The organism is Streptomyces sp. NPDC048636, from assembly GCF_040650655.1.
GTDB lineage: Bacteria > Actinomycetota > Actinomycetes > Streptomycetales > Streptomycetaceae > Streptomyces.
Genome location: NZ_JBEZHR010000009.1, coordinates 267,374 through 293,378 on the forward strand (window position 1 = coordinate 267,374; position 26,005 = coordinate 293,378).

Consider the following 26,005-nt stretch of genomic DNA (forward strand, 5'->3'; position numbering starts at 1 on the left):
GCAGATGACAACCGTGCGGGCCCCCTACGGCACCTGGCACTCTCCGGTGGACGCCGCGCTCGCCGCCTCCCACGACGGCCATCCCGAGTATCTGGGCGGTGTGGGGGAGGAGGTGTGGTGGACCGCGCCGCGCCCCGAGGAGGGCGGCCGCCGCACCCTGATGCGGCTGCGGACCGATGGCGCGGAGCTGTCGGCCCTGCCCGCCCCGTGGAATGTGCGCAGCCGCGTGATGGGATACGGCGGCACCCCATGGGCCGCGGTGCCGCGCCCGGCCGGGGGCCCGCTGGTGGTCTTCGTCCACTTCGCCGACCAGCGGCTGTACGCCTTCGAGCCGGACGCCCCGGAGGGCGCGCCGCCGCGTCCGCTGACCCCGGCGGGGGAGCCGGGCGGCGAGCCGCGCTGGGCGGATCTCCAGATCCACCCCGAGCGCGGCGAGGTCTGGGGTGTGCTGGAGGAGTCCACCGTTGAGGAGCCCGGTGAGGCACGGCGGGTGATCGCCGCCGTACCGCTGGACGGTTCGGCCGCCGGGGACCGCGCGGCCGTGCGGGAGCTGACCCCCGCCCGCCATGACTTCATCACCGGCCCCCGGCTCTCGCCCGACGGGCGCCGGGCCGTCTGGATCGCCTGGGACCATCCGCGGATGCCCTGGGACGGCACGGTGGTGATGCTCGCCGAGATCACCGCGGAGGGCCGGTTCACCGGGGTGCGGCCGGTGGCCGGGGCCACCGATGAGTCGGTGGCCCAGGCCGAATGGGCGCCCGACGGCTCGCTGTTGTACGTCTCCGACCGCAGCGGCTGGTGGCAGCTCCAGCGCGTCGACCCGGACGCGGTGCGCGGCGGTGCGGTGCCGGGCACCACCCTGTGCGACCGGCAGGAGGAGTTCGCCGGACCGCTGTGGAAGCTGGGCCACCGCTGGTTCGCCCCGCTCCCCGGCGGGCTGATCGCCGTGCTGCACGGCCGGGGCGCCCCGGTGCTCGGCATCCTCGACCCCGCCACCGGTGAGCTGGTTGATGTCCCCGGGCCGTGGACCGAATGGGAGCCGACACTCGCCGTGCACGGCTCCCGGGTGAGGGGAGTCGCCGCCAGCCCCCGCAGCGGCCATGAGGTGGTCGAGCTGGATGTCCGCACCGGCCGCGCCCGGGTCATCGGCAGCCCGCATACCGACCCCGTCGACCCCGCCTACTACCCCGAGCCGCGGATCCGCACCTTCACCGGGCCGGACGGCCGGGAGATCCACGCCCAGATCTACCCCCCGCACAACCCCGACCACAGCGCGCCCGAGGGCGAGTCACCGCCGTTTGTGGTGTGGGCCCACGGCGGCCCCACCGCCCGCGCCCCGCTCGTCCTGGACCTGGAGATCGCCTACTTCACCTCGCGCGGTATCGGGGTCGCCGAGGTCAACTACGGCGGCTCCACCGGCTACGGCCGCGCCTACCGCAACCGGCTGCGCGGTCAGTGGGGTGTGGTCGATGTCGAGGACTGCGCCGCCGTCGCCCGTGCCCTCGCCGACGAGGGCACCGCCGACCGCGCCCGGCTGGCGATCCGCGGCGGCAGCGCCGGCGGCTGGACCGCGGCCGTCTCCCTCACCGCCACCGGGCTCTACGCCTGCGGCACCGTCGTCTACCCCATTCTCGACCTCACCGCCTGGGCCACCGGCGGCACCCATGACTTCGAATCCCGCTACACCGAATCGCTGGTCGGGCCGCTGGCCGAGGTCCCCGAGCGCTACCGCGAGCGCTCCCCGGTGCACCGCGCCGACCGGATCCGCGCGCCCTTCCTGCTCCTCCAGGGGCTGGAGGACACCATCTGCCCGCCCGCGCAGTGCGAGCGCTTCCTCGAGGTCATCGCCGGGCGCGGCATTCCGCACGCCTATCTCACCTTCGAGGGGGAGGGCCATGGCTTCCGGCGCTCCGACACCATGATCCGCGCACTGGAGGCCGAACTCTCCCTCTACGTCCAGACCTTCGGGATCGGCCGGACCGATGTCGCCACCCTGGAGCTGAGGACATGACGTCCGGCGCGCCCCGGTGCGCGGCGGGGGCCCCGCCGCCCCGGATCCCACGACCCGATAGCGTTTGTCCGCCATTGACACCGGCCATCGTCATCACCCTTTCTGGAGGAGCGAGTTGACACCCCCACGGGCCCCGCGCATCGTCGGCCATGAGCCGCTGCCCGCCGCCCTGTCCGGCGGCTGGCCGCACGGCGGGCCCGAGACCTGGCTGCTCAGCGTCTCCGCCCACACCTCCGCCTCGGACCCGGAAACCTCGGACAAGGTCCTGGATGCCGAGGAGCGCGAGCGGGCCGGGAAGTTCCTTCGCGAGGAGGACCGCCAGCGGTACACCGCCGCCCATGTGGGGCTGCGCCGACTGCTGGGCGGCTATCTCGATCTGGAGCCCGCCGCCGTGCCGTTCACCCGTGAGGCGTGCCCCGGCTGCGGCGGTCCGCACGGCCGCCCCGCGGTGCCCGGCCACCCGCTGCACTTCAATATGTCCCACGCCGGTGATCTGGTGCTGTTCGTCTTCGCCGGATCCCCGGTCGGGGCCGATGTGGAGAAGCTCCAGCCCGCCTCCGTGGTCGAGACGGTCGCCGGGAGCCTGCACCCCTCGGAGCGCGCCGAGCTGGACGCGCTCGCACCGGCCGACCGGCCCGCCGCCTTCGCCCGCTGCTGGACGCGCAAGGAGGCGTACCTCAAGGGCATCGGCACGGGGCTGTCCCAGGACCCGTCGGTCAGCTACGTCGGCACGGGCCCCGAGCCGGTGCCGGTCGGCCCGTGGTCGCTGCTCGACGTCCCCCTGACCGACGCGGTCCCCTCCGCCTCCGCCTACGCGGCGGCGCTGGCCCTCCTGAACCCCACGCAGCCGGGCTGACGCCGGTCCGGGCCCGGCACCCCTGCCCGGGCCCGGCCTTCACCGGGCTGGGACCGACTCCCTGCACGCGTGCCGGGGACCCCCGCGCGTGGCCCGGGGCCGATGCCTACCGGCCCCCGGCCCGGGACCGTCGCCCACCGGCCCGAGGCTGGCCCCCACCGGGCCGGGGTCGGCCCCCCGTCGGAGCCCACCGGCACCCGGCCCGGGGTCGGCCTCACTGGCCCGGAACCGGCCCCCCGGCCCGGCACCGGTCGCACCGGCCTGGGACCGGCCCGAAACCGGCCCCCCGGCTCGGCACCGGCCACATCGGCCCGGGACCGCCCACCGGCCCCCCGGCCCGGGGTCGGCCTCACTGGCCCGGAACCGGCCCCCCGGCCCGGCACCGGTCGCACCGGCCTTGGGACCGGTCCCCACCGGCACCCGGCCCGGCACCGGCCACATCGGCCCGGGCCCGTCGCCTACCGGCACCCGCCCGGCGCCGGTCCCGCCCGTGCGTCGCGCGGTGCGTCCGGGGGTCGTGCGGGCGGGACCCCGCGTCGCGGGGCGGTGGCGGGGGGCGCGGCGCGCCCCGTAGCATCATGACCCCATGCCCGATCACCCGTATATCGCCGAGGGAGCCCGCACGGGCATCCGGCCCCACCGGCGCGAGGACCGCGCGGAGTTCCTTCGGTGTGCCCGCGCGAGCGTCGGCTTCCACCGCCCCTGGCTGACCCTTCCCGTCACCGACCAGGCGTACGAGGGGTTCATCTCCCAGCTGGAGCGCGAGGATCGCGAGGGCTTCCTCGTCTGTGTCCGCGAGACCGGCGCCCTCGCCGGGTTCATCAACATCAACGCCATCGTGCGCGGGGCCTTCCAGTGCGGATCGATCGGCTATGGGGCCTTCGCACCGCACGCCGGACAGGGCCATATGTCCGAAGGGCTCGGACTGGCGCTGCGATACGCCTTCGGTCCTCTCGGCCTGCACCGCGTCGAGATCAACGTCCAGCCGGGCAACGAGGCGTCCCTGCGGCTGGTGAAGCGCCACGGCCTGCGGCTGGAGGGTTTCTCCCCCGACTTCCTCCATATCGAGGGGGCCTGGCGCGACCATGAGCGCTGGGCCATCACCAGCGAGATGCTGGACGGCGCCCCGGGCGCCTGAGCCGTCCCGGGCGCGTCAGCCGTTCCCGGTGCCGTCCCGGCGCTGCCCCCGGTGTCATCCCCGGTGCGCGGACGCTCTGTTCAGCGGGCCCCGGACGCGGTTCCATGGTCATCGGACGGTCGCCACAGCAGAGGTGACCCGAGGCAGTCGGAACGAGGCAGCCAGTGGCCACGACCGTGCGACGTACCACCCTGACCCTTCCCGCCGCTCCGCTCGGGCCCGGGAACCCCCTGCCCGCGCTGCGCCCGCTCGACGAGACCCACCGGGTCGACGAGGACGTCCGCGCCACCCTCCCCGCCGACATGGCCCGTCAGGTCGCCTACCGCCCGCTGCGCTCGGTGCTTCCGGTGCGGCTGCTCGACGGCTACGGCCGTGACCGCGTCCCCACCGCGCTCGAGGCCCTCGTCCTCGAGAACGACCATCTCCGCGTCACCGTGCTGCCCGGTCTCGGCGGCCGGGTGCACTCCCTCCACCACAAGCCCACCGGCCGTGAACTCCTCTACCGCAACCCGGTGTTCCAGCCGGCCGACTTCGCGCTCAACGGCGCTTGGTTCTCCGGCGGTATCGAGTGGAACATCGGCGCCACCGGCCACACCACCCTGTCCTGCGCGCCCCTGCACGCCGCCCGGGTGTCCGCGCCCGACGCGGCCGACGGGGGCGCGATGGTGCGGCTGTGGGAGTGGGAGCGGCTGCGCGACCTGCCCTTCCAGGTCGACCTGTGGCTGCCCGCCGACTCCGCGTTCCTCTACGTGGGCGTACGGATCCGCAATCCGCACCACCACCCCGCGCCCGTCTACTGGTGGTCCAACATCGCCGTCCCCGAGGACGAGCGCACCCGTGTCCTCGCCCCCGCCGAGGTGGCCTGGCACTTCGGCTACACCCGCACCCTGACCCGGGTCCCGATGCCGGAGTGGAACGGCGCCGACCGCAGCTATCCGCTGCGCGGCAGCCACCCCGCCGACTACTTCTACGAACTGCCCGAGGACGCCCGCCGTTGGATCGCGGCCCTCGACGACCGGGGTCACGGCCTCGTCCAGACCTCCACCGATCTGCTGCGCGGCCGCAAGCTCTTCCTGTGGGGCGCGGGCCCCGGCGGCCGCCGCTGGCAGCGCTGGCTCACCGAACCCGGCACCGGCGGCTACGCCGAGATCCAGGCCGGGCTCGCCCGCACCCAGCTCGAGCATGTCCCGCTGGACGCGGGGGAGGAGTTCGCCTGGCTGGAGGCGTACGGACCGCTGTCCGCCGACCCGGCGACCGTGCACGGGCCGGACTGGGCGGCGGCCCGGCGGGCCACCGAGGAACGGCTTGAAGCGGAGCTGCCGCGCGCGACCGTCGACGCCGCGTACGACGCCTGGCGGCCGTACGCCGACGCCGAACCGGAACAGCGCCTCGCCACCGGCTCCGGATGGGGCGCGCTGGAGATCGAGCGCGGCGGCCACCGGCTGCCCGGCACCCCCTTCGACCCCGGCACCCTCGGTGCGGAACAGGAGCCCTGGCGCCGCCTGTTGCGCACCGGCTCCCTTCCCGCCTGGGAGCCGGGCCGCGCCGAGGCCGACCCCGGCTCATCGCTGGTGGCCCCGGCCTGGCGCGATCTGCTGGAGGCCGCACCGGCCACGGCGGCCGCCGAATACCACCTGGGCGTCGCCCAGTGGCACGCGGGCGACCGGGCGCAGGCCGAGCGCAGCTGGGAGCGGTCGCTGCGGTGTGCGGAGACCCCCTGGGCGCTGCGCTGTCTCGCCGTCGCCGACAGCGAGTCGGGCCATCCCTCCCGCGCGGCGGAACGGCTGCTGCGCGCCGTACGGCTGGTGCTGACCGCCACCGAACCGGTCGCCGCCGGGGCTCCGGACCCGGCGACGGACGTCACGGACGCGACGGACGCCGCAGACGCCCCGGAAGCCACGAGCGCCACGAGCGCGTCGGGGGCTCGCGTGGCGGTGTCGCTGGTCGCGCCGCCCGCTCCCGCCAACCGGGCCCCCGATCCCGCCGCCATGGCGGCGGCCGAAGCGGCGCTGGGCCGTGAGGCGGTGGTGGCGCTGCTCGCGGTGGGCCGCGCCGACGACGCCCGCGCGGTGCTCGACGCACTGCGGCCGGACATCCGCGCACGCGGCCGCTTCCAACTGCTGCGCGCGCGGGTGCTGCTGGCCCAGGGCGATCCCGAAGCCGCCCGTGCCGTCTTCGACGAGGGGTTCGAGGTCTGCGATCTGCGCGAGGGCGACGAGGCGTTGAGCGATACCTGGTACGCGATCGCCGAGGCGCTGACCGCCGGGCCGGGCGAACCGCCGACGGAGCGGACGCGGGCCCGGGCGAGCGCGGAGCACCCCCTCCCCGAGCCCTACGAATTCCGTATGCGCCCCGCCTAGGGGGTGTCCGCGAGGTCCCGGGGTCCGTCAGTCCGCCGGGTTGCGGTCGACGTACTCGAAGACCGAACCGTCGGGGTGACGGGCCACCAGGGTGCGGCCCACGGGGGCGGGCAGCGGACCGGCGACGATCTGCGCGCCCACGGCGGTCAGATCGGCCACCGCCTCGTCCACGTCCTTCACCGCGAGCGTCGCCGTGATCTTACGGAGGATCGACAGCTCCGCCTCCGGTCCGCTCATCAGGAAGAAGCAGCCGACCGCCGCGACCGAGACACCTCCCCGCTGGAAGCGGAACGCCTCGGCGCCGGTGAGGCGTTCGTAGACGGGGATCGCCGAGTCCAGGTCGTCGACGCACACGCGCAGGGAAGTCCCGAGAATGTCCATGCGGGCGAGCCTAGTTGAACTGCCGAGCCCAGTTGAACTGCTCAGACGCGGCAGAGAAGTTCACCGTGCAGAACGGCGAACCACCCGTCCGCGCACCCTCCCCAGGTCCGCCAGGCGTCCGCGATCTCCCGCAGTCCGGCCTCGGTCGTATGGCCCCCGTCCACCGCGCGCCGGGCGTAGGCGGAGGCGACCGTACGGTCCGCCCACAGCTCGCTCCACCAGGTCCGTTCCTCCGGTGTGGCGTAGCACCAGGCGGTGGCGGTCGCGCTGATGTCGGTGAAGCCCGCCGCCAGCGCCCAGGAGCGCAGTCGGCGTCCGGCGTCGGGTTCACCGCCGTTGGCACGGGCCACCCGGCGGTACAGATCCAGCCACTCGTCCATACCCGGTACGGCGGGGTGCCAGGTCATGGCGGCGTAGTCGCTGTCCCGCACCGCCACCAGCCCGCCCGGGCGGCATACCCGGCGCATCTCGCGCAGCGCCCGCACCGGGTCGCCGACATGCTGGAGCACCTGGTGGGCGTGGACCACGTCGAACGCGCCGTCCGGGTGGTCCAGCTCGTGGACATCGGCGACCGCGAAGCGGACATGGGACAGTCCCCGCCCCTCCGCCACCGCCCGCGCCCGCTCCAGTACGCCGCTGTCGGCGTCGACCGCGACGACCTCGCCCTCCGGCACCAGCTCTGCCAGGTCCGCGGTGATCGTGCCGGGGCCGCAGCCGATGTCCAGGATCCGCATCCCGGGTCTCAGGTGCCCGGTCAGATAGGCCGCGGAGTTGGCCGCCGTGCGCCAGGTGTGCGAGCGCAGCACCGATTCATGGTGTCCGTGGGTGTACACGGCGGTGTCCTTCGGCATGGCGGAACTCCCCTTCGAGCCCTCGGGGTTGACGAGACGGGTTGACGAGACGACCGGCGGCCGGACGTGGCTCCACCCTAGATCGCCGTCTCGTATCGCGAGAGTAGCGTCTCACCATGCGGTCAGGGCCGCGAAAGGGGAGGGGCGGTCGCCCCTCCCCCCGCGAGCAGTCTGCTGTCGGTTCTCCGCCGGTCTCCCGGCGGTGCGCTACGCCCCGGGGTGCAGGCCCAGCGCCGAGACCACCTCCCCGACCGTGTGGTAGGTGCGGTCCGGGGGCAGGTCCTCGGCGAGGGCGATCAGCCGGTCCGGGGCGTGCCGCTCCTCCAGGGCGCGCAGCACGGTGCCGCGCTCCGCGGGGAAGGTGGTACGTCCCAGACGCCGGGCGAACTCGAACCGCACGGCCTCCGCCTCGCCACCGGTCCCGGGGGAGGGGATCGGTCCGGTCATCACCGGCGGGTCGTCATCGGCGGCGGGCTCCGGGTCGTGCCACTCCTCCACCCGCGTCGGGTGTCCGGAACGGATCAGGCCCTGGAGTTCGTGCTTCATCTCATCGTCCCTGCGGACGCTCACCCGGTTGCTGCCTCGCTGCATGTCGGTCCCCTTCCTGGCGGGTCCGTCTCACCTCGGGCTGGTCGATGGCCCCGCGGTCTGAGCGATCGTTTCGTCCCCGTTGGGCGGTATCGACCGTTCCGGCCATCCCGCCGTGCCCCTTGCGTACCCGCCCGCGCGGCATCAACACGAGGTTCCGCCAATTGGGCGCGGCTGATGATGGCGGCATGATCGCGGCAGGTTTGGCCGCCGGCCGGAGGGGGACCCGGAGGCCGGCCGAGCGGCCCGCAGGGAGTGAGGAGCGGCGCCGGGCGTGGGAGATCAGGGGCCCGCGCCCGGCGCCGTGGCCCTGTGCGCGCGCGGGGCGCCCGGCCCGGTGTCAGCGGCTGTTAGCGGCGGTGGCCCATGGGTACCCGGCGCGTATGACTGATACATCGGTCCACCCGAGGTCGGGCGGCTGCTGTTCGCCCTCGCGATGCCGGGGCGGGCGGCGGCGCTCGTCCGCCGTCGGGGGCGGCACGACGAGGAGCACCGTCCATGGCTGATCAACCGCTGCTGGCCCGGTACACCGAGGCCCTGGATCTGTTCAGCGAGCGGGTGCACGCGATCACCCCCGACCAGTGGACCGCCCCGACGCCCTGCGCCGAGTGGACCGTACGTGACCTGGTGAACCACCTCGCCGTCGAGCAGATGTGGGTGCCGCCGCTGGTACGGGACGGCTCCAGCCTCGCCGACCAGGGCGAAGCCCTCGAGGGCGATCTGCTGGGCGACGACCCCGTCGCCACCTGGGACGCGGCCGCGGCCGACGCCCGCGCGGCCTTCCTCGAGCCCGGCTCCCTCGACCGGACGGTGGACCTCTCCTTCGGGGAGACCCCGGCCGCGCACTACTGCGCCCAGATGACGGCGGACGCGGCCGTGCACGCGTGGGACCTGGCCCGGGCCATCGGCGCGGACGAGCGGATCCCGAAGCCGCTGGTCGACTTCTCGGTGCGCGAGGTCGCGCCGTACGCCGCCGATCTGGAGGAGAGCGGGCTGTTCGGCCCTCCGGTGGAACCGCCGCCCGGCGCCGACGCGCAGACCAAGCTGCTGGCCCTCCTCGGCCGCGAGGCCTAGCGACGTCCCCCGCGCGGCCTGGCGACGCCCACCGGCCCGGCACGGGGCCCGTGCCGGGCTCGCGGATCCCGGTGACGTCAGCAGCGCGCCGGGGGCCGGTCCCAGTGGCGGTGGTCGGCGATGGCCTCCGTGAAGGCCCGGGTGAACTCCTCGCTCGCCGCACCCGTCGTGGTCTCCGTGACCACCCCGCGGTCCGCGCACACATGGCCGTGGCCCGAGGCGATGTGCAGCCCCTCCGGCTCCAGCGCCGCCAGGATCCCCACCCCCGAGCCCAGCGCGCCGATCGGCTTGCCGTGCCGGTACGCGTCCCGGACGAACCGCATCGCCGTGCTGTCGGACGACACGTCCGGGGTCCCGGCCGGGCCGCCGGGCAGCAGCACCGCGTCGTAGAGCACCGAGGCGACGGTCGGCAGTGCGCGGTCCACCGGACAGTCCTCGCCGTCGCTGCCCCGTACGGTGCCGTCGTGCGAGGCCAGGGCCTCCACCACGGCGCCCTGCGCGGACAGCCCCTCCTTCGCCTGGCCGAGCTGGACGGTGTCCACCCCGTCGGTGACCAGCACCGCGATCAGCCGGGTGCGGATGGAGTGGTCACCGCGCAGATTGTCGAGGCTGAGCGCGGGGGAGGCCAGCGGCTTGTGGTCGTTGCCGCCGGGCTCGGGCATCGGGACCCCGATGCCCTCGGCGACCGTGGTCGCCAGGGCGTAGTCGATATGCGCCAGCTCGCCGACGGTCCGCCGCCGGATCTCCACCGTCGCCACCTTGCCCAGCTCGAAGCGGAAGGCGTCGACGATATGCCGCCGCTCCCACTCGCTCATGCTGTTCCAGAACAGCGCCGCCTGGCTGTAGTGGTCCTTGAAGCTGGCGCTGCGCTTGCGGATCTTGGCGCCGTCGACCCGCTCCGCGTAGTGGGAGAAGGCATAGCCGTCCGGTCCCGCGATGGCCGGGCAGCCGCCGCCCAGCGAGTTGGGGGAGTAGGCGGTACCGGTGTGGATCGCGCTCTGGTGGTAGCCGTCGCGCTGGTTGGTACGGACCGGGGCCACCGGCTGGTTGACCGGCAGCTGCGCGAAGTTGGGACCGCCCAGCCGGATCAGCTGGGTGTCCAGATAGGAGAAGTTGCGGGCCTGGAGCAGCGGGTCGTTGGTGAAGTCGATCCCCGGGACCACATTCGCGGTGTGGAAGGCGACCTGTTCGGTCTCGGCGAAGAAGTTGTGCGGATTGCGGTCCAGCACCATCCGGCCGATCGGCCGTACCGGCACCTGCTCCTCCGGAATGATCTTCGTGGCGTCGAGCAGATCGAAGTCGAAGGTGAACTCGTCCTCCTCCGGCACCAGTTGTACGCCGAGTTCGTACTCCGGGTACTCGCCCGCCTCGATCGCCGTCCAGAGATCGCGCCGGTTGAAGTCCGGGTCCCGGCCCTGGCATTCCTGGGCCTCGTCCCACACCAGCGAGTGCACCCCGAGCTTGGGCTTCCAGTGGAATTTGACGAAGGTGCCCTTGCCGCGCGCGTTGACGAAGCGGAAGGTGTGCACCCCGAACCCCTGCATCATCCGGTAGCTGCGCGGAATCGCCCGGTCCGACATCAGCCACATGATCATGTGCAGGGTCTCGGGCTGGAGCGAGACAAAATCCCAGAGCGTGTCATGGGCGGACGCGCCGGTGGGAATCTCGTTCTGCGGTTCGGGTTTGAGCGCATGTACGAAATCGGGGAATTTGATGCCGTCCTGGATGAAGAAGACCGGCATATTGTTGCCGACCAGGTCGTAATTGCCCTCCGAGGTATAGAACTTGGTCGCGAACCCCCGGACGTCCCGGACGGTATCGGCCGAACCGCGCGGCCCCTGCACGGTCGAGAACCGTACGAAGACCGGGGTGCGCACCGATGGGTCCTGGAGGAAGGCGGCGCGGGTGAACTCCGCACAGGATTCATACGGTTCGAAGTAGCCGTAGGCCCCCGCGCCCCGGGCGTGCACCACCCGCTCCGGGATCCGCTCATGGTCGAAGTGCGTCAGCTTCTCGCGGAAGTGGAAGTCCTCCATCAGCGTGGGGCCGCGTTCACCCGTGGACAGCGAATCGTCGGTGTGGTCGACCGCCACGCCCTGGTCGGTGGTCAGGGGCCCCTCGACGGGGTCGGCGGCCCGGTACGCCTCGCGCTGGCGCTCCTTGCGGTCGTCCGTCATGGTGAGGCCCCCTTCTTCGTGAACTCCTCCACGAACGCCTCGTCGAAGGCATTGAGGTCGTCCGGCCTGCGGCTGGTGATCAGCGTGTTGGGGCCGCTGGTGCAGACGCTGACCTGCTCGTCCACCCACTTCCCGCCCGCGTTGGTGATGTCGGTGCGCAGGCTCGGCCACGAGGTGAGGGTGCGGCCGCGTACGACGTCCGCCTCCACCAGCGTCCAGGGGGCGTGACAGATGGCGGCCACCGGTTTGCCCGCCTCGAAGAAGCCCTTGACGAAGGCCACGGCGTGGTCGTCCAGCCGCAGCAGATCGGGGTTGGCCACCCCGCCGGGCAGGACGAGCGCGTCGTACTCCCCGACCTTCACATCCTTGACCACCCGGTCGACCTCGAAGGTGTCCGCCTTGTCGAGGTGGTGGAAGGCCTGGACGCGGCCCGGCCGGGTGGACACCAGCCGGGGCGTACCCCCGGCGTCCCGCACCGCCTGCCAGGGATCGGTGAGCTCCACCTGCTCGATGCCCTCCGGGGCCACGAGAAAGGCGACCTTCATCGTTGTCACGTCCTTCCCTCGGGTTCCATGCGTCCGGCAGCGGGTAGCCCGCGGGGCAGCGGACGAAACCGGGAATACCGGATGCGTGAGGTCCGTGAGGTGCGCGATCACCGGGCGTGGGACGCGGCGGCGAGGACGGGCCCGGGCCCGTTCACAGGGAGCGATGCGCCGGAGGCGGTCAGCCGCTGGAAGCTCAGCCCGGTGCGCCGCCCGCACCCGGCCGCACCGACCCGCCGCTCGGGTCCAGGGCGCCCGCGAAGAGCGCGGACTCGATGCGCGCATGATCGTGAGGCCATTTTAGGTGGCGCGGAGGGGGGCACGCATGCGGCCACGTGGGCAGGGGCCGCGCCGATCGGCCCGTCATGGGCCCTCCGCCGGAGCCTCCAGCTCCGCCCAGCCGGTCTCCGGCGGGAGCGGCGCCATCCCCGGGTCGGTGCGGAACTCCACCACCACCGGGCCGTCCGCGGCCAGCGCCGCGCGCCACGCCGGGTCCACCTCCCCGGCCTTCTCCACCAGGATTCCGGTCAGCCCGAGGGACTCGGCGAACGCCGCGCAGCGCACCTCGGGGAGGGTGTGCGACGGCCCGCCGTCCGCGGCCCCGCGCTCCCACGGCACCGGGTCGAGGTCCTGATCGCCCCAGACGCCGATGACCAGCCGGGGATCCTCCCAGCTGTCGCGGTACGCGGCCGCCGTGATCAGCTCGGCCAGGCCGTTCATCCGCATCGCGCCGTCCCCGGCCAGCGCCACCACCGGCCGTTCGGGGTGGGCGAACTTCGCCCCGATCGCGTAGGGGACGGCGCAGCCCGCCGCGCCGAGGGTGCCCGACAGCGAGCCGCGCAGTGTGCCGCGCATCCGCAGATGCTGTGCGTACCAGTGGGTGACGGAGCCGGAGTCGCAGGTGACGAGGGTGTCCGGGGGCAGCAACGGATCCAGGCAATGGGCGACATACGCGGGGTTGATGGGGTCGGCGGGCAGCGCCGCGCGGTGGTCGAGCACCCCGCGCCACCGCTGGACGGCCGCGACGATCCCCTCCTGCCAGCCGCGCGACTCCGTAGGGTGCAGCAGGGGCAGCAGCCGCAGCAGGGTCTCCCGGGCGTCGCCGACCAGATTGACCTCGTACGGATAGCGCAGCCCGATCATATGGGGGTCGAGATCGATCTGAACCGCCCGTACGGTGCCGCTTTCGGGCAGGTACTGGCTGTACGGAAAGCTGGAGCCGATGGTCAGCAGGGTGTCGCAGTCCCGCATCAGCTCGTAGGACGGGCGGGTGCCCAGCGGGCCGATCGGCCCGGTCACATAGGGGAGTTCATCGCCGAGCGCGTCCAGTCCGAGCAGCGCCTTGGCCACACCCGCGCCGAGCCGTTCGGCCACCCGCCGGACCTCGGCGCCCGCCCGCGCCGCGCCCTGGCCGATCAGCACGGCCACCCGGTCGCCCGCGTTGAGCACGTCCGCGGCCCGCTCCAGGGCGGCCGCGGACGGCACCGCGGACCAGCCGCCGCGGTCCAGGCTGGAGGGCACCATCGCGGCCGCGTGGCCGGGCGGGGCGTACTCCAGCTCCTGGACATCGGCCGGGACGATCACGGCGGTGGGGGCGCGCCGGGCATAGGCGGTGCGGATCGCCCGGTCCAGCACATTGGGCAGTTGCTCGGGCACGGTCACGGTCTCCAGGAACGCGGAGGCGACGTCCTTGAACAGACCGGGCAGCTCCACCTCCCGCTGGTACGAGCCGCCCATCGCGCTGCGGGGGGCCTGCCCGACCAGCGCCACCACCGGGACGTGGTCCAGCTTGGCGTCGTACAGCCCGCCCAGCAGCCGGACCGCGCCCGCGCCGGAGGGTGCCGCGCACACCCCCAGCCGACCGCTGAACTTGGCGTAGCCGACGGCCTCCAGGGCGGACAGCTCCGCGTGCCGGGACCGGATGAACCGCGGCTCGTCCGCCGTCCGTTCCCAGGCCGCGAGCAGTCCGCCGATGCCCTCACCGGGGCAGCCGAAGACATGGCGCACACCCCACTCACCGAGCCGGGCGAGGAGTCGGTCGGCCACGTTCCCGGTCATGGCCTCAACCCGGCAGCTGCGGCAGCACTTTGGTGCGGTAGAAGTCGAAGAAACCCCGCTGGTCGGGGCCGATCTGGTTGACGTAGACGGTGTCGAAACCGGCCTCGGCGTACGCGGCGAGCGCCTGGGTGTGCGCCTCGGGGTCGTCGCCGCAGGTCACCCGGGCCGCCAGCTGTTCGGGGGTGACGAGCTCGGCGGCCTGCTCGAACAGGGCCGGGGTGGGCAGCAGTTGGGCCAGCTCCCCGGGGAGGCCCAGGTTCGGCCACAGCCGGTGGGCGGTGCGCAGCGTCTCGTAGGGGTCGGTGCCCCAGCACACCTTGAGCCCGCCGCGCACCGGTTTGGAGTTGCCGCTCGCCCCGCTGCCGCGCCGGAACCGCGCCACGTTGTCCTCGTCCGGGGCCATCGTGATGAAGCCGTCGCCGACCCGTCCGGCCAGCTCCGCGGCGGCCGGGCCGGAGGCGGCGATATCGATCGGCACCGGCTCCTCGGGCAGGGTGTACAGCCGGGCGTGCTCCACCGTGTAGTGCTTGCCGTGGTGGCTGACCTCATTGCCGTCCAGGAGCTGGCGCATCACCGAGACGGCTTCCTCCAGCATCTCCAGACGGATCGACGTCTGGGGCCATGGACCGCCCAGCACATGCTCGTTGAGCGCCTCACCGGTGCCCACGCCCAGCCGGAACCGGCCCTCCAGCAGCACCGCGCTGGTCGCCGCGGCCTGGGCGACGACGGCGGGGTGGATACGGAAGGTGGGGCAGGTGACCGCGGTCTGCACGGGCAGGCTGGTGGCCTGGGCGAGCGCGCCGATGACCGACCAGACGAAGGGGCTCTGGCCCTGGGCCCCGGTCCAGGGGTGGTAGTGGTCGGAGATCCACAGGGCGCTGAATCCGGCCTGCTCCGCCATCCGGGCCTGTTCGACGAGTGCGGCGGGTCCATGTTCTTCGGCGGCCAGGAAGTAGCCGTACTCGGTCATAAGCCCTCCTCGAGGCGGGCAGCCGGTGCGACGGAAAGCCGGGGAATGCCGGGAAGAAAACCTGGTTCGGCCTGGTTTGGCGGGGCTCGCGACGGGCAGGCGCACAACTGTGCTTCGGACCGGAGGCACGCCATGGAGCAGCCTGGCTGCGAAAGGCGTGTCGTATCTGGTCGCCGACTCTGTCCGGTTTTGCTCCTTTTGGTGATCCGACCATAGCTCAAGGGAGACACCGGCGCATGACATCCGTACGAGCACGGCCCCGACATCCGCACGACGACGCCCCCGACACCGACGCCGCCTTCCACCGGATCGCCGCCCTCTCCGACGGCCCCGCCAAAGAGGCCCTGCGGGAAGAGGTGGTCCGGGCCTGGATGCCGATGGCCGAACGGCTGGCGCTCCAGTTCCGCAACCGCGGCGAGACGACCGAGGATCTGCGCCAGGTCGCCATGGTGGGCTTGGTCAAGGCGGTCCGGCGGTACGACCCCGACCGGGGTTCAGCCTTCGCGAGCTACGCCGTACCGACCGTGATCGGCGAGGTCAAACGGCACTTCCGCGACCATCTGTGGGGACTGCATGTCCCGCGCCGGGTGCAGGAGCTGCGCAACCGGGTGCGCACCGCCGCCCGGGAGCTGGCCCGTACCCCGGACGACCGGGTCCCCGGCGCCGCCGAGATCGCCGCCCACACCGGGATGAGCGAGGAGGACGTCCGTATCGGCATGGAGGCCCTGGGCAGCTTCTCCACCCTCTCCCTGGACGCCGAACTGCACGGCGCCGACGACGGATACGCGCTGATCGACACCCTCGGGGCGACCGAGCCCTCGTACGAGCGGGTGATCCAGCGCGAATCCGTGCGGCCCCGGCTGCGGGCCCTTCCCGACCGCGAGCGGGAGATCCTTTATCTGCGGTTCTTCTGCGACGAGACCCAGAGCCGGATCGCCGACCGGCTGGGCCTCTCCCAGATGCATGTCTCCCGGCTCATCTCCCGCACCTGCGCCAAGCTGGGTGAAGAGGCCGGAGCCGACGCGGCCTGAGCCCCCGCCCGACTTCGCCCCCGGCGTTCAGGATTCGGGCTTGGGACGCCGCAGCGCCAGCGCGATATGGCGGCCGACCCGGTCCGCCGCCCCCGCCTCCGCCATCGCGAAGGCGCTCCGCCCGCCCGCGCGGAACAGCGTCAGCGCACCCCGGACCGGTTCGGTGGGCGAGGTGCGCAGGGGTATGCACAACAGCGAGGTCACCTCCTCGCGGACCAGCACCGGCGCCCCGGCCGCGTCCTGGCCGAAGGCGTCCGCGTCCGGCGGGGACACCCGCAGCGCCGACACCCCGTCCTCCAGGGCGTCGACCACCAGCGGGCAGTCCGCCGGGTCCTGTTCGGCCAGGGACGCCGTCCTCTCGCCCACCGCCTCCGGCGGGCCGAGCGCCAGCACCCGGCGCGGCGCCCCGGAGGGGTCCTCCGGCGCCAGATCGGCGATCACCCAGTCCGCGAAGCGGCCGTGCAGCACCTCCGCGGCCCGCGCCAGCACCGCCTCCGGACCGCCGTCGGCCGACGCCGCGCCCTCCAGCAGCGCCGCGGTCATGTCGTCGACCAGGTCCAGCAGCTCGGCATGGCGGGTCACCTCCGCCAGGTCCGGCCCCGGCCGGGGCTCCCGCTCCTGCGCACCGCCGGTCCGGGCGGGGACCCCGGGGTGGAAGGCCGCCAGCACCGTGGGATGCGGTTCGCCCGGCGCCCGCAGCTCCGCCAGGGTCACCCGTACCTCCTCGCCCTCCGCGGAGGGCTGTGAGAGCCGCACCGCCAGACTCCGGCCGCCCTCGCCCCGGGCCACCGCCGCCACCTGCGAGCGCAGCGCCGCCTGGCCGTCCCGCCGCAGCGACGACGTCAGCGGGCGCCCGGTGGCGTACCCCGCCCGGGTGTGGAACAGCTGCGCGGCCGCCTCGTTCATCCGCCGTACGACGGCCTCCCGGTCCAGCAGCACCACCGCCACCGGCAGCTGCTGGAACAGCGACCGCAGCAGCTGCTGCTCCCGGGGGTGGGACCGGGCCCCGTCCGGGGCGCGCCCCGCCGGGGTCTGCTCCTCCAGGCGCGGTACCAGTACGTCCACCACGTGCTGAAGCTCGAAAAGAGCGGCGTCCAGGACGGACAGCCGCTCCTGCGCGGGAAGGGCCCGCGCGTTTCTCAGTTCCTCGACCCGTCTGCGGAAGTCTGTGAGCTCCGCGCCGAACTCCTGCGCCCCGGTCATGGCCACACCGTAGCGTGAGGGTCCCCGGTCCACGTCCCCAGCCTGGTTTTCGGCACCTCGCCCAGGGAAGCCGCACCGTAGTGACCGCGGCCCCGTGGCCACGGTCACGTAAGGAGACGAAGGGACGGGCGATGCCGGACCGCAGCCACAGCCGCCCGCCCTGTCAGACCGACGCGCCGTTCCTCGGCCGCGGTCTGGCCGATCTCGCCGAGCAGGCCCTCGCCCTCACCCCCGGCGGATGCGGGGCCGCCGCCACCGCCAGCGCCGCGCCGGACGGGCCCGAGGCCCAGGACGGCGGCCCGGTCACGGCGGCCACCCATCCCGATCTGTCCCCACTGGTCTCGGTGCAGCTGAGCACGGGTGCGGGTCCGATCCCCGAGGCCCAGGACGGCGGGTGTCCGGTCGGCGCCGACGATCTGCTGCGCGACACCCGCTGGCCGCGCTTCCGGGCCCTCGCGCTGGACGCGGGCATCCGGTCCACCGCCACCCTGCCCTTCGCATGCGACGGGCTGAAGGTGACCGTTTCGCTCTACGGGCTGCGCCCCGGGCCCCTGGAGGAGGCCGCCCGCGGCTGCACCGAACTCCTCGGCGATCTGGCCACCGAGAGCCTGGCCCGCGACCGCCTCTACCGCGACGCCCTCGCCCAGGTCGACCAGCTGGACGCGGCGCTGCGCTCCCGCCCGGTGGTCGACCAGGCGTGCGGCATCGTCATGCATGTCCTGGGCTGCGATCCGGACCAGGCGTTCGACCTGCTGCGCCGGACCTCCCAGCGGACCAACCGCAAGCTCACCGAGCTGGCCGGGAGGGTGGTGCGCACCCGGGGCCGCGGGCTGGAGAAGGACCTCATCGCCCTCGGCCGGTCAGCTGCTCCCGGACGCGATCGGCGAGGGTCCGCCCCGGACCAGGACCCTCCGGGCTGAGCGGCGGCGCCACGGCCGTCGTCTCCCCCACCCGCAGCCCCAGGGCCAGCAGTTCCTCGGCGGTGAGCCGTTCCCGCAGCTCGGGGAAGACCAGATCCTCCTCACCGCGGATATGCATGGACACCACGTCCATCAGCCGCCGTACCAGCGGGTCGAACTCCCGGTCCCGGGGGTCCAGCGCGTCCAGCTCGGCCAGCAGCCGTTCGGCCTCGGACAGCTCCTCCATCTCCTCGTCCGCGACCTGGTCGCCGTCCGGCAGGGCGGTGCGTACCGTCGGATACAGATGGGTCTCCTCGGCGACCGAGTGCCGCACCACCTCCACGGTGATCCGCTCCACGAGCCGCCGTCGCTCTCCCGGGTCCCCGGCCGTCCGGTACCCCTCGAAGAGTTCCTGTACCTGACGGTGGTCCGCGGTGAGCAGTTCCACCACATCGCGCGGTTCGGGCATCGCTGTCATGGCGCCCGGGTCCCCCGGCCCGGTCCCGCGAAACGATGCCGGAGATCTGCGAAGGTGGACGGGTCAGCACGGTTTCCGGGGGCAGCCAGGCGGAGGTGTGGACGAATGCAGCGGCAGTGGACCGCACCGGCTCCGGCGGACCGGGACGACGGAGGTCTGCCCGTCCTCCCCGAGCTGGCCGAGCGCTTCGCCGGAGCGGTGGACCGCACCGCCCCGGAGCCGGTCGGCGGCTCGGCCGAGCTGCGCGACGCCGCCTGCGGCTACTGGTCGCGGCGCGGGCTGTGGACCGATCCGGCGCATGTGGTGGTCGCCCCCGGCGCCGAACCGCTGCTGCTCGCCCTGCTGGCCTCGGCCTCCGGCGGCGATGTGCTGCTGCCCCGGCCGTGTGCCGCCTGGTACGCGCCGCTGGTGCGGCTGGTGGACCGGCGCGCCTATCACGCGCCCGTCCCGGCCGAGTGCGGTGGACTGCCCGATCCGTTCGCCCTGCTGGAGACCGTCCGCCGGATCCGCGCCGAGGACGGGCGGCCGCGGCTGCTGCTGCTGTCGGTGGCCGACGACCCGACCGGTACGGTGGCGCCGCCCGAGCTGATGCACGAGGTGTGCGAGGCGGCCGTGGCCGAGGGACTGCTGATCGTCAGCGATGAGACCTGGCGGGACACCCTCCACCATCCGCACGGCACGGTGCTGCTCAGCCCGGCCGAGATGAGCCCCGATCATGTGATCGTGCTCTCCGATCTCGTCGGCGCGTTCACCCCGGCCGGATGGCCCACCGCCATCGCCCGCTTCCCGGCCACCGACCGCGGGGTGGAGCTACGGGCCCGGGTGCTGTCCCTGCTCACCGCCGTACGCTCCGGACTGCCCGCCCCCGTGGCCGCGGCCTCCGGTTACGCCCTGGACGAGCCCCCGCCGGTGCGCGCCCGTACGGCCGCCGCGGCCCGGGCACATGGCGCGGTGGCCGCCGCGGTCTACCGCTCGCTGACCGCCATGGGCGCGCTGTGCCGCCCGCCCCAGGCCGGCCGCCATCTCTACGCCGACCTCGACGAACTGCGCGGGGCGCTGGCCGCCCGGAACATCACCGACTCGGTGGAGCTGGAGCGCGGGCTGAGCGCGCGGATCGGCCGCGCCGTGGCGGGCGGCCACCGCTTCGGCGACCCTCCGCACACGCTGCGGGTCCGGCTGTCCACACTGCCGCTGCTCGGGACGGGCGACGAGGAGCGGCAGCGGGCGCTCGACGCCACCGACCCCCTGGAACTTCCGCATGTGAAGGGGGCGTTGGCTGCCTTCGACACGGCCTTCCGGGCGCTGATCGAGGACGGTGGCTGACGCGCCCGCGGCGGTGCCGTGCGGGCGTCCCACCGAGGGAAGGGAGTCCACGCCATGACCGACCACGCCGAGCAGGCCGAGCCGGAACCGGCCGAGCGGCGCCGCGAGGCGCCCGCCGCCTCCGGTCGCTCCCGTCCGGCCCGGGCCCCGGCGCCGTCCGTGCCGCCGCTGTCCGCGCCGCGCCCGCTCGGCGAGGCGCGCAGCTGGCCGCGGTCGTTCGTCCACCGGCTGACCTCGCCGCTGCCCGGGGTGCGGGCCATCGCCCGGCTGGCCCGCGAGGGGCGGCTGCGGCCGCCCGTCGAGGCGCTCCGTGAGATCTCCGAACTTCCCTTCGCACCCGGTCCGCTGCCGTTGACCGGACCCGGTCAGACCGCGCTCACCTGGGTCGGGCACGCCAGCTGGGTGGTCCGGATCGGCGGGCTCACCGTGCTGACCGACCCGGTCTGGGCGCGCCGGATCCTGGGCACCCCGGCCCGGGTCACCCCGCCCGGGGTCCGCTGGGAGGACCTGCCGCCGGTGGACGCGGTGGTCATCAGCCACAACCACTACGACCATCTGGACGCGCCCACCCTCAAGCGGCTGCCCCGTGACACCCCGCTGTTCGTCCCCGCCGGTCTCGCCGGGTGGTTCCGCACCCGTCGCTTCACCCGGGTGACCGAGCTGGACTGGTGGGAAGCGGCCGAACTCGCCGGTGAGGGCGGCCCGGTCCGGTTCGACTTCGTCCCCGCCCACCACTGGAGCAAGCGCACCCTCACCGACACCTGCCGTTCGCTGTGGGGCGGCTGGGTGCTCACCGGGCCGGACGGACAGCGGGTGTACTTCGCCGGGGACACCGGCTACGGCCACTGGTTCCAGGAGATCGGCCGCCGTTACCCCGGTATCGACCTGGCGCTGTTGCCCATCGGCGCCTACGACCCGCGCTGGATGCTGCGGCCGGTGCACACCGATCCGGAGGAGGCCGTACGGGCGTTCGGGGATCTGGGGGCACGGGCGCTGGTGCCCATGCACTGGTCCACCTTCCTGCTCTCGGCCGAACCGCCGCTGGAACCGCTGCACCGGGTCCGGGCCGCCTGGGAGGCCACCGGCGCTCCGCGCGAGGCGCTGTGGGATCTGCCGATCGGCGGGTCCCGCGTGCTCGAATGAGGGATGTTCAGGTGAATCCGACAAACGGATCATAAGTGGCGATTGGTGCTGGGCCCGCCTAGCTTCCTGTTCATGCGCACACGAAAACTCTGTTGTCTCACGGCCGTCACGGCGGCCGCCCTCGCCCTTGAACTCGCCGCCCTCCCCAGCGCCCAGGCCACCGGGTCGGCGGCGAGCGGCGGCCCCGAACCCCTCCATGTCGTCCGCCCGGGCCAGTCGATCCAGACGGCCCTGCGGACCGCCCGGCCCGGGGACACCATCCGGCTGCTGCCCGGTGTCTACCGGGAGAACGTCCAGCTCGCCACCTCCCGGCTGACCATCCGCGGCGCCGGCCCCCGTACCGTCCTCAGACCCGCGAGGAAGGCGTCGGCCAACGCCTGTGGCAAGGCGGGCCACGGACTGTGCGTCACCGGGACGGCCCAGCGGCCCGTCACCAATGTCCGTATCGAGTCCCTGACGGTCCGGGGCTTCCCCAAGAACGGCATCTGGGCCTCGCACACCGACCGGCTCCAGGTCCGCCGGGTCACCTCCGCCAACAACGGTCAGCAGGGCATCGGCCAGGAGATGTCCACCCGAGGTCTCTTCCTCCGCAATGTGCTGCGCGGCAACCGTGAGTCGGGCATCCACATCGTCAACACCAACACCCATGAGGCCGGTGCCATCAACGCGCGCGGCACCGAGGTGGCGGGCAACCGGCTGAGCGGGAACGGCCTCGGCGTGGTGGTCCGGCGGATGCGGAACCTCACCGTCGAGCAGAACATCATCAGCGGCAACTGCGGCGGCCTCTTCGTCATCGGCGACGAGAACAAGCCCCGCGCCGGTGCGCTGACCCTCCGGCACAACGCGGTGCTGGAGAACAACCGGCTCTGCCCGGCAAGCAACCGGCTCCCGGCCATCCAGGGCGCGGGCATCGTGCTCACCGGATCCCAGGCCAGCACGGTGACGGGCAACCAGGTGTTCAACAACACCGGCCGCACGCCCATGTCGGGCGGCGTGGTGCTGTTCAACAGCTTCGTCGGGGTACCGAACACCAAGAACGCCATCAGCCGCAATGTGCTGAACGGCAACAGACCGGCCGATCTGGCCGACCGGGACAAGGGTCCCGAGAACACCTTCACCGACAACGTCTGCGGGACCTCCGTGCCCGCGGGCCGGTGCTGAGAGGCGGCGTCATGACCACCACGGGGACCACCCCTTCCGCGCCCACCCCGCCGCAGGCCACCCGGCAGCTGCGGGAGATCGCCTTCGGCGCCGCCCGCGCGGCCGCCGTCCGCGCCGCCGCCCGGCTGGGCGTCGCCGACGCCCTGGGGGAGCAGCCCGCCACCGTCGGCGAACTGGCCGCCGCCGTGGACGCCCAGCCCGATCCACTGCGGCGGCTGCTGCGCGCCCTGGCCTGCTGCGGCATCTTCACCGAGACCGAGGACGGCCGCTTCGCCCACACCGCCACCTCCCGGCTGCTGCGCGAGGACGCGCCGCAGAGCCTGCGCTATATCTCCCTGTGGTGCACCGAGCCGTGGACCTGGGAGGCATGGCCGAAGCTCGACGAGGCGGTCCGCTCCGGCGGTGTCATCTTCGACGAGATCTTCGGCAAGGACTTCTTCCGCTATCTCCACGAGGACGCCCCGGAGTCGGCCCGGGTGTTCGACCGGGCGATGACCACCTCCAGCAGGCAGTCCGCCGAGGACGTGGCCGCCTTCCTCGACCTCGAGGGGGTCAAGGAGGTGGTGGACATCGGCGGCGGCCAGGGGCATGTGCTGGCCGGTCTGCTGGAGCGCCATCCGGCGCTGCGCGGCACGCTGCTGGACCTCCCGCCGGTGGTGGCGGGCGCCGACCCCCGGCTGCGGGACGGCGGTGCGCTGGCCGACCGTGCCACGCTGCTGCCCGGCGACTGCCGTCAGGAGGTCCCGGTCCAGGCCGATCTGTACATCATCAAGAACATCCTGGAGTGGAACGACGACAGCACCCGCCGCACCCTCGCCAACGTGGTCAAGGCCGCGCGGCCGGGCGCCCGGGTCGTGGTCATCGAGAACCTCGTCGACAACAGCCCCGCCTCCTTCACCACGGCGATGGATCTGTTCCTGCTGATGAACGTGGGCGGCCGCAAGCACTCCACGGAGAGCATGTCGGAGCGGATGGCCGCCGCCGGGCTCATCGTCACCGACATCAGCCCGGTCAACGGCTATCTGCACGCCTTCGACAGCAGGGTGGCGGGCTGAGCCCGCCGCCCGTCGGCACACCGGGAGGCCCGTCGGCACACCGGGAGGGTGCCCGCGCCGTGGACAACGGCGCGGGCACCCTGATGTGGTGCGGGGCTCGGCGCTCAGGACCACCGGTAGGTGGTGAGATGGGCGAACGCGACCACATTCGCGGTGTAGTCCTTGACGTTGTGGTCGTAGGCGCCGCCACAAGTGATCAGGCGCAGCTGGGCGTTGGGGGTGTCCCCGTAGACCTTCTGGTCCGGGAAGTCGTTCTTCTTGAACGTCTTGATCTTGTCGACGGTGAAGGTCGCGACGATCCCGTCGGCACGGGTGATGTCCACCTTGCCGCCCACTTTGAGCGAGCTGAGCGTGTAGAAGACGGCGGGGCCGATCTTGGTGTCCACATGTCCCGCCACGATGGCGTTGCCGCGCTCCCCGGGGGCGGGGCCGTCCTTGTACCAGCCGACCAGGTTGTTGTCGGTGTCGGGCGGCGGGATCAGGGTGCCCTTGGCGTCCAGCGACAGCTCGGTGAACGGCGCGCTCACCCCGATCGAGGGGATGTCCAGATGGGTCGCGGGGGAGCGGGGGAGCGCGGGGCCGGGCCGGGACTGCGGGGCGGCCGTCGGCTCCTCGGAGGGTTCCTGCCGCGGCATCGGCGGCGGCGCGGTGTCCGGGGCCGCGGGGCGGCTCGCCGGGGCGGCGGTGGCGGACCCGGCCGCCGGGGTGTTCTGGGACGCGGCGTCGACGGAGTTGTAGATCAGGAAGACACCGATGAGGGCCGAGGCCGCGGCCCACCGGAGCACGCGGGTGTTGCCGTCGGCGCCGCCCTGCTTGCCCTGCTTGCTCATGGAGGTGTGTGCCTTTCTCGCAAGCTCCGTAGCGCTGCCGTGGCACCACCGCTGGGCGGAGGTGCCACGGCAGCACGGATTACGAAAGGATCAGGCTCAGATCGCGGTACCGGCAGGCTTACGGCGACGCAGGGCGTAGGCGCCGGCGCCGAGGCCACCGAGGAGCAGAACGGAGCCCGCGGCCATGCCGCCACCCGTGGAGGCCATACCGCCACCGCCGGTGTGGACGCCGCCCTTCGGCTTCTCGTGCTTCCAGTCGCCGCCCTCCCAGTCGCCCTTCTTGCCGGACCACTCGTGGCCCTCGTCCTTGCCTTCCTTGCCGGACCACTCGTGGCCCTCGTCCTTGCCTTCCTTGCTCTCCTTGCCGGACCAGCCGCCCTCGTCCTTGCCCTCCTCCTTGCCCTCCTCCTCGTGGTGCTTGCGGTCCTTCCAGGAGTCGCCGCCCCGGCCGCCTTCGTCCTCGGAGGACTCCTGGCTGCTCGAGTACCCACCGTGACCGCCCGGGTCCGAGACGTCGGCGGCGAACGCGGCGGCAGCAGGGGCGCCCAGGGTCAGGGTGGCGGCAATCGCCGCCCCGGTGAAGAGTGCGCGAGTAGATCGCATGAGTCATTCCTTCCGGCGCCTGCGCGATGACTGACTATTTGCCAGACAAAGGGATCGCGTAGGCGTCTTACCCACCGTCAGCGACGCGGGGCCTCACTGCCACCTGACGCGGCCTACAATCTGGTCGGCGTTAAGCCCTCCGAGTGGAGATAAGCGCAATGATCACTCGTTCGCCGCGCGAATGGGCTGATGCCGCGTCACCTTCTCGGCCGATATCGCTCCGATAAGCGCAGCGCGGGTGTCGCGGCACGGAAATCCGGGGGCGGCGAGGGAATTCCGGGGAGGGCGGGTGCGCGAACTCGTAGGGCCCGGGGGCCTTGTACGCGAAAGCCCATGGAATTCCCTTACGGGCGCGACCGGTTGGCAGGGAATTCCGTACCCCGGGCGAAGGGCCCCGCAGACCAGTGCGCCGAGCCCCGCCCAGGGCTCGGCGTACCTCGGTATTCCCTTCCGGTCCGGTCACTTCCGGGGCGGGCCGCTCCGGTCCCGTTCCCAGCGGTAGAACTCGCGGGCCATCGCGTCCTTCGGCTCCCGCCAGGTCGCGGGGTCGTACGCCTGGACGTACGCGGCGAGCCGGTCGCTGATGTCGCGGAACTCCGGATGGCCGGCCAGCCGCGCGACCTCGGGTCCCGGCGGCTGGTCGGCCTCTATCAGGTGCAGGTACACATCGCCGAACTGGAACAGGCTGCGGCCGCTGACCCCTATCAGGTGCGGCAGTTCACCGCGGTCCGACTCCTCGAAGACCGAGGCTATGTCCGGGGCCGCGTCCTCCTTCATCCGGGCGACGATCAGGGATCGGTACATGGCTCACGCACCCACCCGCGCGCGGGCGCGCTGCTCGATCTTGTCCCGGATCAGCTCCATCTGGATCTTCGAGTTGCGGTTGATGTGCTCCGTCATCCCGGCGTCGTCGACCGGGGCGTCGGGCTTCATCTCGAAGTCCTGGGTCCAGCGCATCCGGGTGCCGTCGGGCTCCTCGTCGTACTCCCAGCGGATGTTCATGAACGCGAAGGGACCGGTCTCGACCCGGCGCGCCCAGACGGTCCGCACATCGCGGGCCGTCTCCCGCTCGGAGACCCAGCTCCAGATCTTGCCGTTCTCGTCGGGGTGCATGGTCAGCCGGAAGGTGGTGGTGTCACCGCTGCGCTGGAGCACCTCCACCGAGGCGTACTCGCTGAACAGCTGCGGCCAGTTCTCCAGATCGTTGGTCATCTCCCAGACCAGGTCCAGCGGAGCCGCGATCACGATCTCGTTGTCGGTGTGGGCGGCCATC

At 73.1% G+C, this 26,005-nt stretch carries 24 protein-coding genes; 11 read left to right on the top strand and 13 right to left on the bottom strand.

Annotated features, from left to right (window positions below):
• The first annotated feature begins 4 nt into the window (after nucleotides 1–4).
• The 4 genes from AB0C66_RS24675 to AB0C66_RS24690 all read left to right on the top strand — a co-directional run bounded on the left by AB0C66_RS24675 (nucleotide 5) and on the right by AB0C66_RS24690 (nucleotide 6,365).
• Entirely contained in the window at nucleotides 5–2,011 is a 2,007-nt protein-coding gene (locus AB0C66_RS24675; protein WP_362442659.1) for a prolyl oligopeptidase family serine peptidase, read from the top strand.
• A 115-nt stretch (nucleotides 2,012–2,126) separates the two neighbouring features.
• On the top strand, nucleotides 2,127–2,867 hold the full coding sequence (locus tag AB0C66_RS24680) for a 4'-phosphopantetheinyl transferase superfamily protein (protein ID WP_362442485.1): 741 nt from the start codon (nucleotides 2,127–2,129) through the stop codon (nucleotides 2,865–2,867).
• A gap of 586 nt (nucleotides 2,868–3,453) precedes the next feature.
• The gene (locus AB0C66_RS24685) at nucleotides 3,454–4,005 is read left to right on the top strand and encodes a GNAT family protein (protein ID WP_362442488.1); all 552 of its coding nucleotides are present in this window, start codon (nucleotides 3,454–3,456) and stop codon (nucleotides 4,003–4,005) included.
• Between the two features lie 164 nt (nucleotides 4,006–4,169).
• Complete coding sequence (locus AB0C66_RS24690) at nucleotides 4,170–6,365, top strand: DUF5107 domain-containing protein (RefSeq protein WP_362442491.1); 2,196 nt, start codon at nucleotides 4,170–4,172, stop codon at nucleotides 6,363–6,365.
• 27 nt (nucleotides 6,366–6,392) lie between these two features.
• On the opposite strand, the gene AB0C66_RS24695 is transcribed toward AB0C66_RS24690, so the two are convergent.
• The 3 genes from AB0C66_RS24695 to AB0C66_RS24705 form a co-directional block, all read right to left on the bottom strand.
• A complete protein-coding gene (locus AB0C66_RS24695) occupies nucleotides 6,393–6,746 on the bottom strand; it encodes a VOC family protein (RefSeq protein ID WP_362442494.1) in 354 nt (117 codons plus the stop codon).
• 41 nt (nucleotides 6,747–6,787) lie between these two features.
• Nucleotides 6,788–7,597, bottom strand: a complete 810-nt coding sequence (locus AB0C66_RS24700) for a methyltransferase domain-containing protein (protein ID WP_362442497.1) — start codon at nucleotides 7,595–7,597, stop codon at nucleotides 6,788–6,790.
• A 207-nt stretch (nucleotides 7,598–7,804) separates the two neighbouring features.
• Nucleotides 7,805–8,188, bottom strand: a complete 384-nt coding sequence (locus tag AB0C66_RS24705; protein WP_362442500.1) for a DUF2795 domain-containing protein — start codon at nucleotides 8,186–8,188, stop codon at nucleotides 7,805–7,807.
• Between the two features lie 495 nt (nucleotides 8,189–8,683).
• On the opposite strand from AB0C66_RS24705, the gene AB0C66_RS24710 reads away from it, so the two are divergent.
• Nucleotides 8,684–9,259 carry a TIGR03086 family metal-binding protein gene (locus tag AB0C66_RS24710; protein WP_362442502.1) on the top strand — a complete coding sequence of 192 codons (576 nt, stop codon included), beginning with the start codon at nucleotides 8,684–8,686 and terminating at the stop codon, nucleotides 9,257–9,259.
• Between the two features lie 77 nt (nucleotides 9,260–9,336).
• Here AB0C66_RS24710 and AB0C66_RS24715 read toward each other — a convergent pair whose 3' ends face one another.
• The 4 genes from AB0C66_RS24715 to AB0C66_RS24730 form a co-directional block, all read right to left on the bottom strand.
• Nucleotides 9,337–11,436: a catalase gene (locus AB0C66_RS24715; protein ID WP_362442505.1), complete on the bottom strand. Its 2,100-nt coding sequence runs from the start codon at nucleotides 11,434–11,436 to the stop codon at nucleotides 9,337–9,339.
• On the bottom strand, nucleotides 11,433–11,981 hold the full coding sequence (locus tag AB0C66_RS24720; protein WP_362442662.1) for a type 1 glutamine amidotransferase domain-containing protein: 549 nt from the start codon (nucleotides 11,979–11,981) through the stop codon (nucleotides 11,433–11,435). The genes AB0C66_RS24715 and AB0C66_RS24720 overlap by 4 nt, the downstream gene beginning before the upstream one ends.
• Nucleotides 11,982–12,341: 360 nt before the next feature.
• Nucleotides 12,342–14,036, bottom strand: a complete 1,695-nt coding sequence (locus tag AB0C66_RS24725; protein ID WP_362442507.1) for a thiamine pyrophosphate-requiring protein — start codon at nucleotides 14,034–14,036, stop codon at nucleotides 12,342–12,344.
• Nucleotides 14,037–14,040: 4 nt separating this feature from the next.
• Nucleotides 14,041–15,006, bottom strand: a complete 966-nt coding sequence (locus AB0C66_RS24730) for a TIGR03557 family F420-dependent LLM class oxidoreductase (RefSeq protein WP_362442509.1) — start codon at nucleotides 15,004–15,006, stop codon at nucleotides 14,041–14,043.
• A gap of 236 nt (nucleotides 15,007–15,242) precedes the next feature.
• Here AB0C66_RS24730 and AB0C66_RS24735 point away from each other — a divergent pair, with 236 nt between their 5' ends.
• Entirely contained in the window at nucleotides 15,243–16,037 is a 795-nt protein-coding gene (locus tag AB0C66_RS24735; protein ID WP_362442511.1) for a SigB/SigF/SigG family RNA polymerase sigma factor, read from the top strand.
• A gap of 27 nt (nucleotides 16,038–16,064) precedes the next feature.
• Here the strand turns inward: AB0C66_RS24735 and AB0C66_RS24740 are convergent, their stop codons facing one another.
• Nucleotides 16,065–17,240, bottom strand: a complete 1,176-nt coding sequence (locus tag AB0C66_RS24740) for a PAS domain-containing protein (protein WP_362442514.1) — start codon at nucleotides 17,238–17,240, stop codon at nucleotides 16,065–16,067.
• A gap of 131 nt (nucleotides 17,241–17,371) precedes the next feature.
• Between AB0C66_RS24740 and AB0C66_RS24745 the strand changes: the two genes are divergently transcribed.
• Entirely contained in the window at nucleotides 17,372–18,160 is a 789-nt protein-coding gene (locus tag AB0C66_RS24745) for an ANTAR domain-containing protein (RefSeq protein WP_362442517.1), read from the top strand.
• Here the strand turns inward: AB0C66_RS24745 and AB0C66_RS24750 are convergent.
• Nucleotides 18,084–18,617 carry a hemerythrin domain-containing protein gene (locus AB0C66_RS24750; protein ID WP_362442520.1) on the bottom strand — a complete coding sequence of 178 codons (534 nt, stop codon included), beginning with the start codon at nucleotides 18,615–18,617 and terminating at the stop codon, nucleotides 18,084–18,086. The genes AB0C66_RS24745 and AB0C66_RS24750 overlap by 77 nt on opposite strands.
• A gap of 105 nt (nucleotides 18,618–18,722) precedes the next feature.
• Here AB0C66_RS24750 and AB0C66_RS24755 point away from each other — a divergent pair, with 105 nt between their 5' ends.
• From AB0C66_RS24755 to AB0C66_RS24770, 4 genes are all read left to right on the top strand, one after another.
• The gene (locus tag AB0C66_RS24755; protein ID WP_362442523.1) at nucleotides 18,723–19,940 is read left to right on the top strand and encodes an aminotransferase class I/II-fold pyridoxal phosphate-dependent enzyme; all 1,218 of its coding nucleotides are present in this window, start codon (nucleotides 18,723–18,725) and stop codon (nucleotides 19,938–19,940) included.
• A 54-nt stretch (nucleotides 19,941–19,994) separates the two neighbouring features.
• On the top strand, nucleotides 19,995–21,083 hold the full coding sequence (locus tag AB0C66_RS24760) for an MBL fold metallo-hydrolase (RefSeq protein ID WP_362442525.1): 1,089 nt from the start codon (nucleotides 19,995–19,997) through the stop codon (nucleotides 21,081–21,083).
• Between the two features lie 72 nt (nucleotides 21,084–21,155).
• Entirely contained in the window at nucleotides 21,156–22,244 is a 1,089-nt protein-coding gene (locus AB0C66_RS24765; protein WP_362442528.1) for a right-handed parallel beta-helix repeat-containing protein, read from the top strand.
• Between the two features lie 11 nt (nucleotides 22,245–22,255).
• Nucleotides 22,256–23,299, top strand: coding sequence for a methyltransferase (locus AB0C66_RS24770; RefSeq protein ID WP_362442531.1), 1,044 nt, complete (start codon nucleotides 22,256–22,258; stop codon nucleotides 23,297–23,299).
• Nucleotides 23,300–23,403: 104 nt separating this feature from the next.
• Here AB0C66_RS24770 and AB0C66_RS24775 read toward each other — a convergent pair whose 3' ends face one another.
• From AB0C66_RS24775 to AB0C66_RS24790, 4 genes are all read right to left on the bottom strand, one after another.
• Complete coding sequence (locus AB0C66_RS24775; protein WP_362442533.1) at nucleotides 23,404–24,129, bottom strand: class F sortase; 726 nt, start codon at nucleotides 24,127–24,129, stop codon at nucleotides 23,404–23,406.
• A gap of 96 nt (nucleotides 24,130–24,225) precedes the next feature.
• Nucleotides 24,226–24,732, bottom strand: a complete 507-nt coding sequence (locus AB0C66_RS24780; protein ID WP_362442536.1) for a hypothetical protein — start codon at nucleotides 24,730–24,732, stop codon at nucleotides 24,226–24,228.
• Between the two features lie 459 nt (nucleotides 24,733–25,191).
• A complete protein-coding gene (locus tag AB0C66_RS24785; RefSeq protein WP_362442538.1) occupies nucleotides 25,192–25,536 on the bottom strand; it encodes a TcmI family type II polyketide cyclase in 345 nt (114 codons plus the stop codon).
• A 3-nt stretch (nucleotides 25,537–25,539) separates the two neighbouring features.
• Nucleotides 25,540–26,004, bottom strand: a complete 465-nt coding sequence (locus AB0C66_RS24790) for an SRPBCC family protein (protein ID WP_362442541.1) — start codon at nucleotides 26,002–26,004, stop codon at nucleotides 25,540–25,542.
• Nucleotide 26,005: the final 1 nt, after the last annotated feature.

Coding starts and splice junctions, on each gene's coding strand:
- AB0C66_RS24685 (WP_362442488.1), top strand. CDS start 3,454: ATGCCCGATCACCCGTATATCGCCGAGGGAGCCCGCACGGGCATCCGG.
- AB0C66_RS24715 (WP_362442505.1), bottom strand. CDS start 11,436: ATGACGGACGACCGCAAGGAGCGCCAGCGCGAGGCGTACCGGGCCGCC.
- AB0C66_RS24710 (WP_362442502.1), top strand. CDS start 8,684: ATGGCTGATCAACCGCTGCTGGCCCGGTACACCGAGGCCCTGGATCTG.
- AB0C66_RS24720 (WP_362442662.1), bottom strand. CDS start 11,981: ATGAAGGTCGCCTTTCTCGTGGCCCCGGAGGGCATCGAGCAGGTGGAG.
- AB0C66_RS24775 (WP_362442533.1), bottom strand. CDS start 24,129: ATGAGCAAGCAGGGCAAGCAGGGCGGCGCCGACGGCAACACCCGCGTG.
- AB0C66_RS24700 (WP_362442497.1), bottom strand. CDS start 7,597: ATGCCGAAGGACACCGCCGTGTACACCCACGGACACCATGAATCGGTG.
- AB0C66_RS24780 (WP_362442536.1), bottom strand. CDS start 24,732: ATGCGATCTACTCGCGCACTCTTCACCGGGGCGGCGATTGCCGCCACC.
- AB0C66_RS24755 (WP_362442523.1), top strand. CDS start 18,723: ATGCAGCGGCAGTGGACCGCACCGGCTCCGGCGGACCGGGACGACGGA.
- AB0C66_RS24730 (WP_362442509.1), bottom strand. CDS start 15,006: ATGACCGAGTACGGCTACTTCCTGGCCGCCGAAGAACATGGACCCGCC.
- AB0C66_RS24785 (WP_362442538.1), bottom strand. CDS start 25,536: ATGTACCGATCCCTGATCGTCGCCCGGATGAAGGAGGACGCGGCCCCG.
- AB0C66_RS24695 (WP_362442494.1), bottom strand. CDS start 6,746: ATGGACATTCTCGGGACTTCCCTGCGCGTGTGCGTCGACGACCTGGAC.
- AB0C66_RS24760 (WP_362442525.1), top strand. CDS start 19,995: ATGACCGACCACGCCGAGCAGGCCGAGCCGGAACCGGCCGAGCGGCGC.
- AB0C66_RS24675 (WP_362442659.1), top strand. CDS start 5: ATGACAACCGTGCGGGCCCCCTACGGCACCTGGCACTCTCCGGTGGAC.
- AB0C66_RS24790 (WP_362442541.1), bottom strand. CDS start 26,004: ATGGCCGCCCACACCGACAACGAGATCGTGATCGCGGCTCCGCTGGAC.
- AB0C66_RS24750 (WP_362442520.1), bottom strand. CDS start 18,617: ATGACAGCGATGCCCGAACCGCGCGATGTGGTGGAACTGCTCACCGCG.
- AB0C66_RS24725 (WP_362442507.1), bottom strand. CDS start 14,036: ATGACCGGGAACGTGGCCGACCGACTCCTCGCCCGGCTCGGTGAGTGG.
- AB0C66_RS24745 (WP_362442517.1), top strand. CDS start 17,372: ATGCCGGACCGCAGCCACAGCCGCCCGCCCTGTCAGACCGACGCGCCG.
- AB0C66_RS24770 (WP_362442531.1), top strand. CDS start 22,256: ATGACCACCACGGGGACCACCCCTTCCGCGCCCACCCCGCCGCAGGCC.
- AB0C66_RS24765 (WP_362442528.1), top strand. CDS start 21,156: ATGCGCACACGAAAACTCTGTTGTCTCACGGCCGTCACGGCGGCCGCC.
- AB0C66_RS24740 (WP_362442514.1), bottom strand. CDS start 17,240: ATGACCGGGGCGCAGGAGTTCGGCGCGGAGCTCACAGACTTCCGCAGA.
- AB0C66_RS24735 (WP_362442511.1), top strand. CDS start 15,243: ATGACATCCGTACGAGCACGGCCCCGACATCCGCACGACGACGCCCCC.
- AB0C66_RS24705 (WP_362442500.1), bottom strand. CDS start 8,188: ATGCAGCGAGGCAGCAACCGGGTGAGCGTCCGCAGGGACGATGAGATG.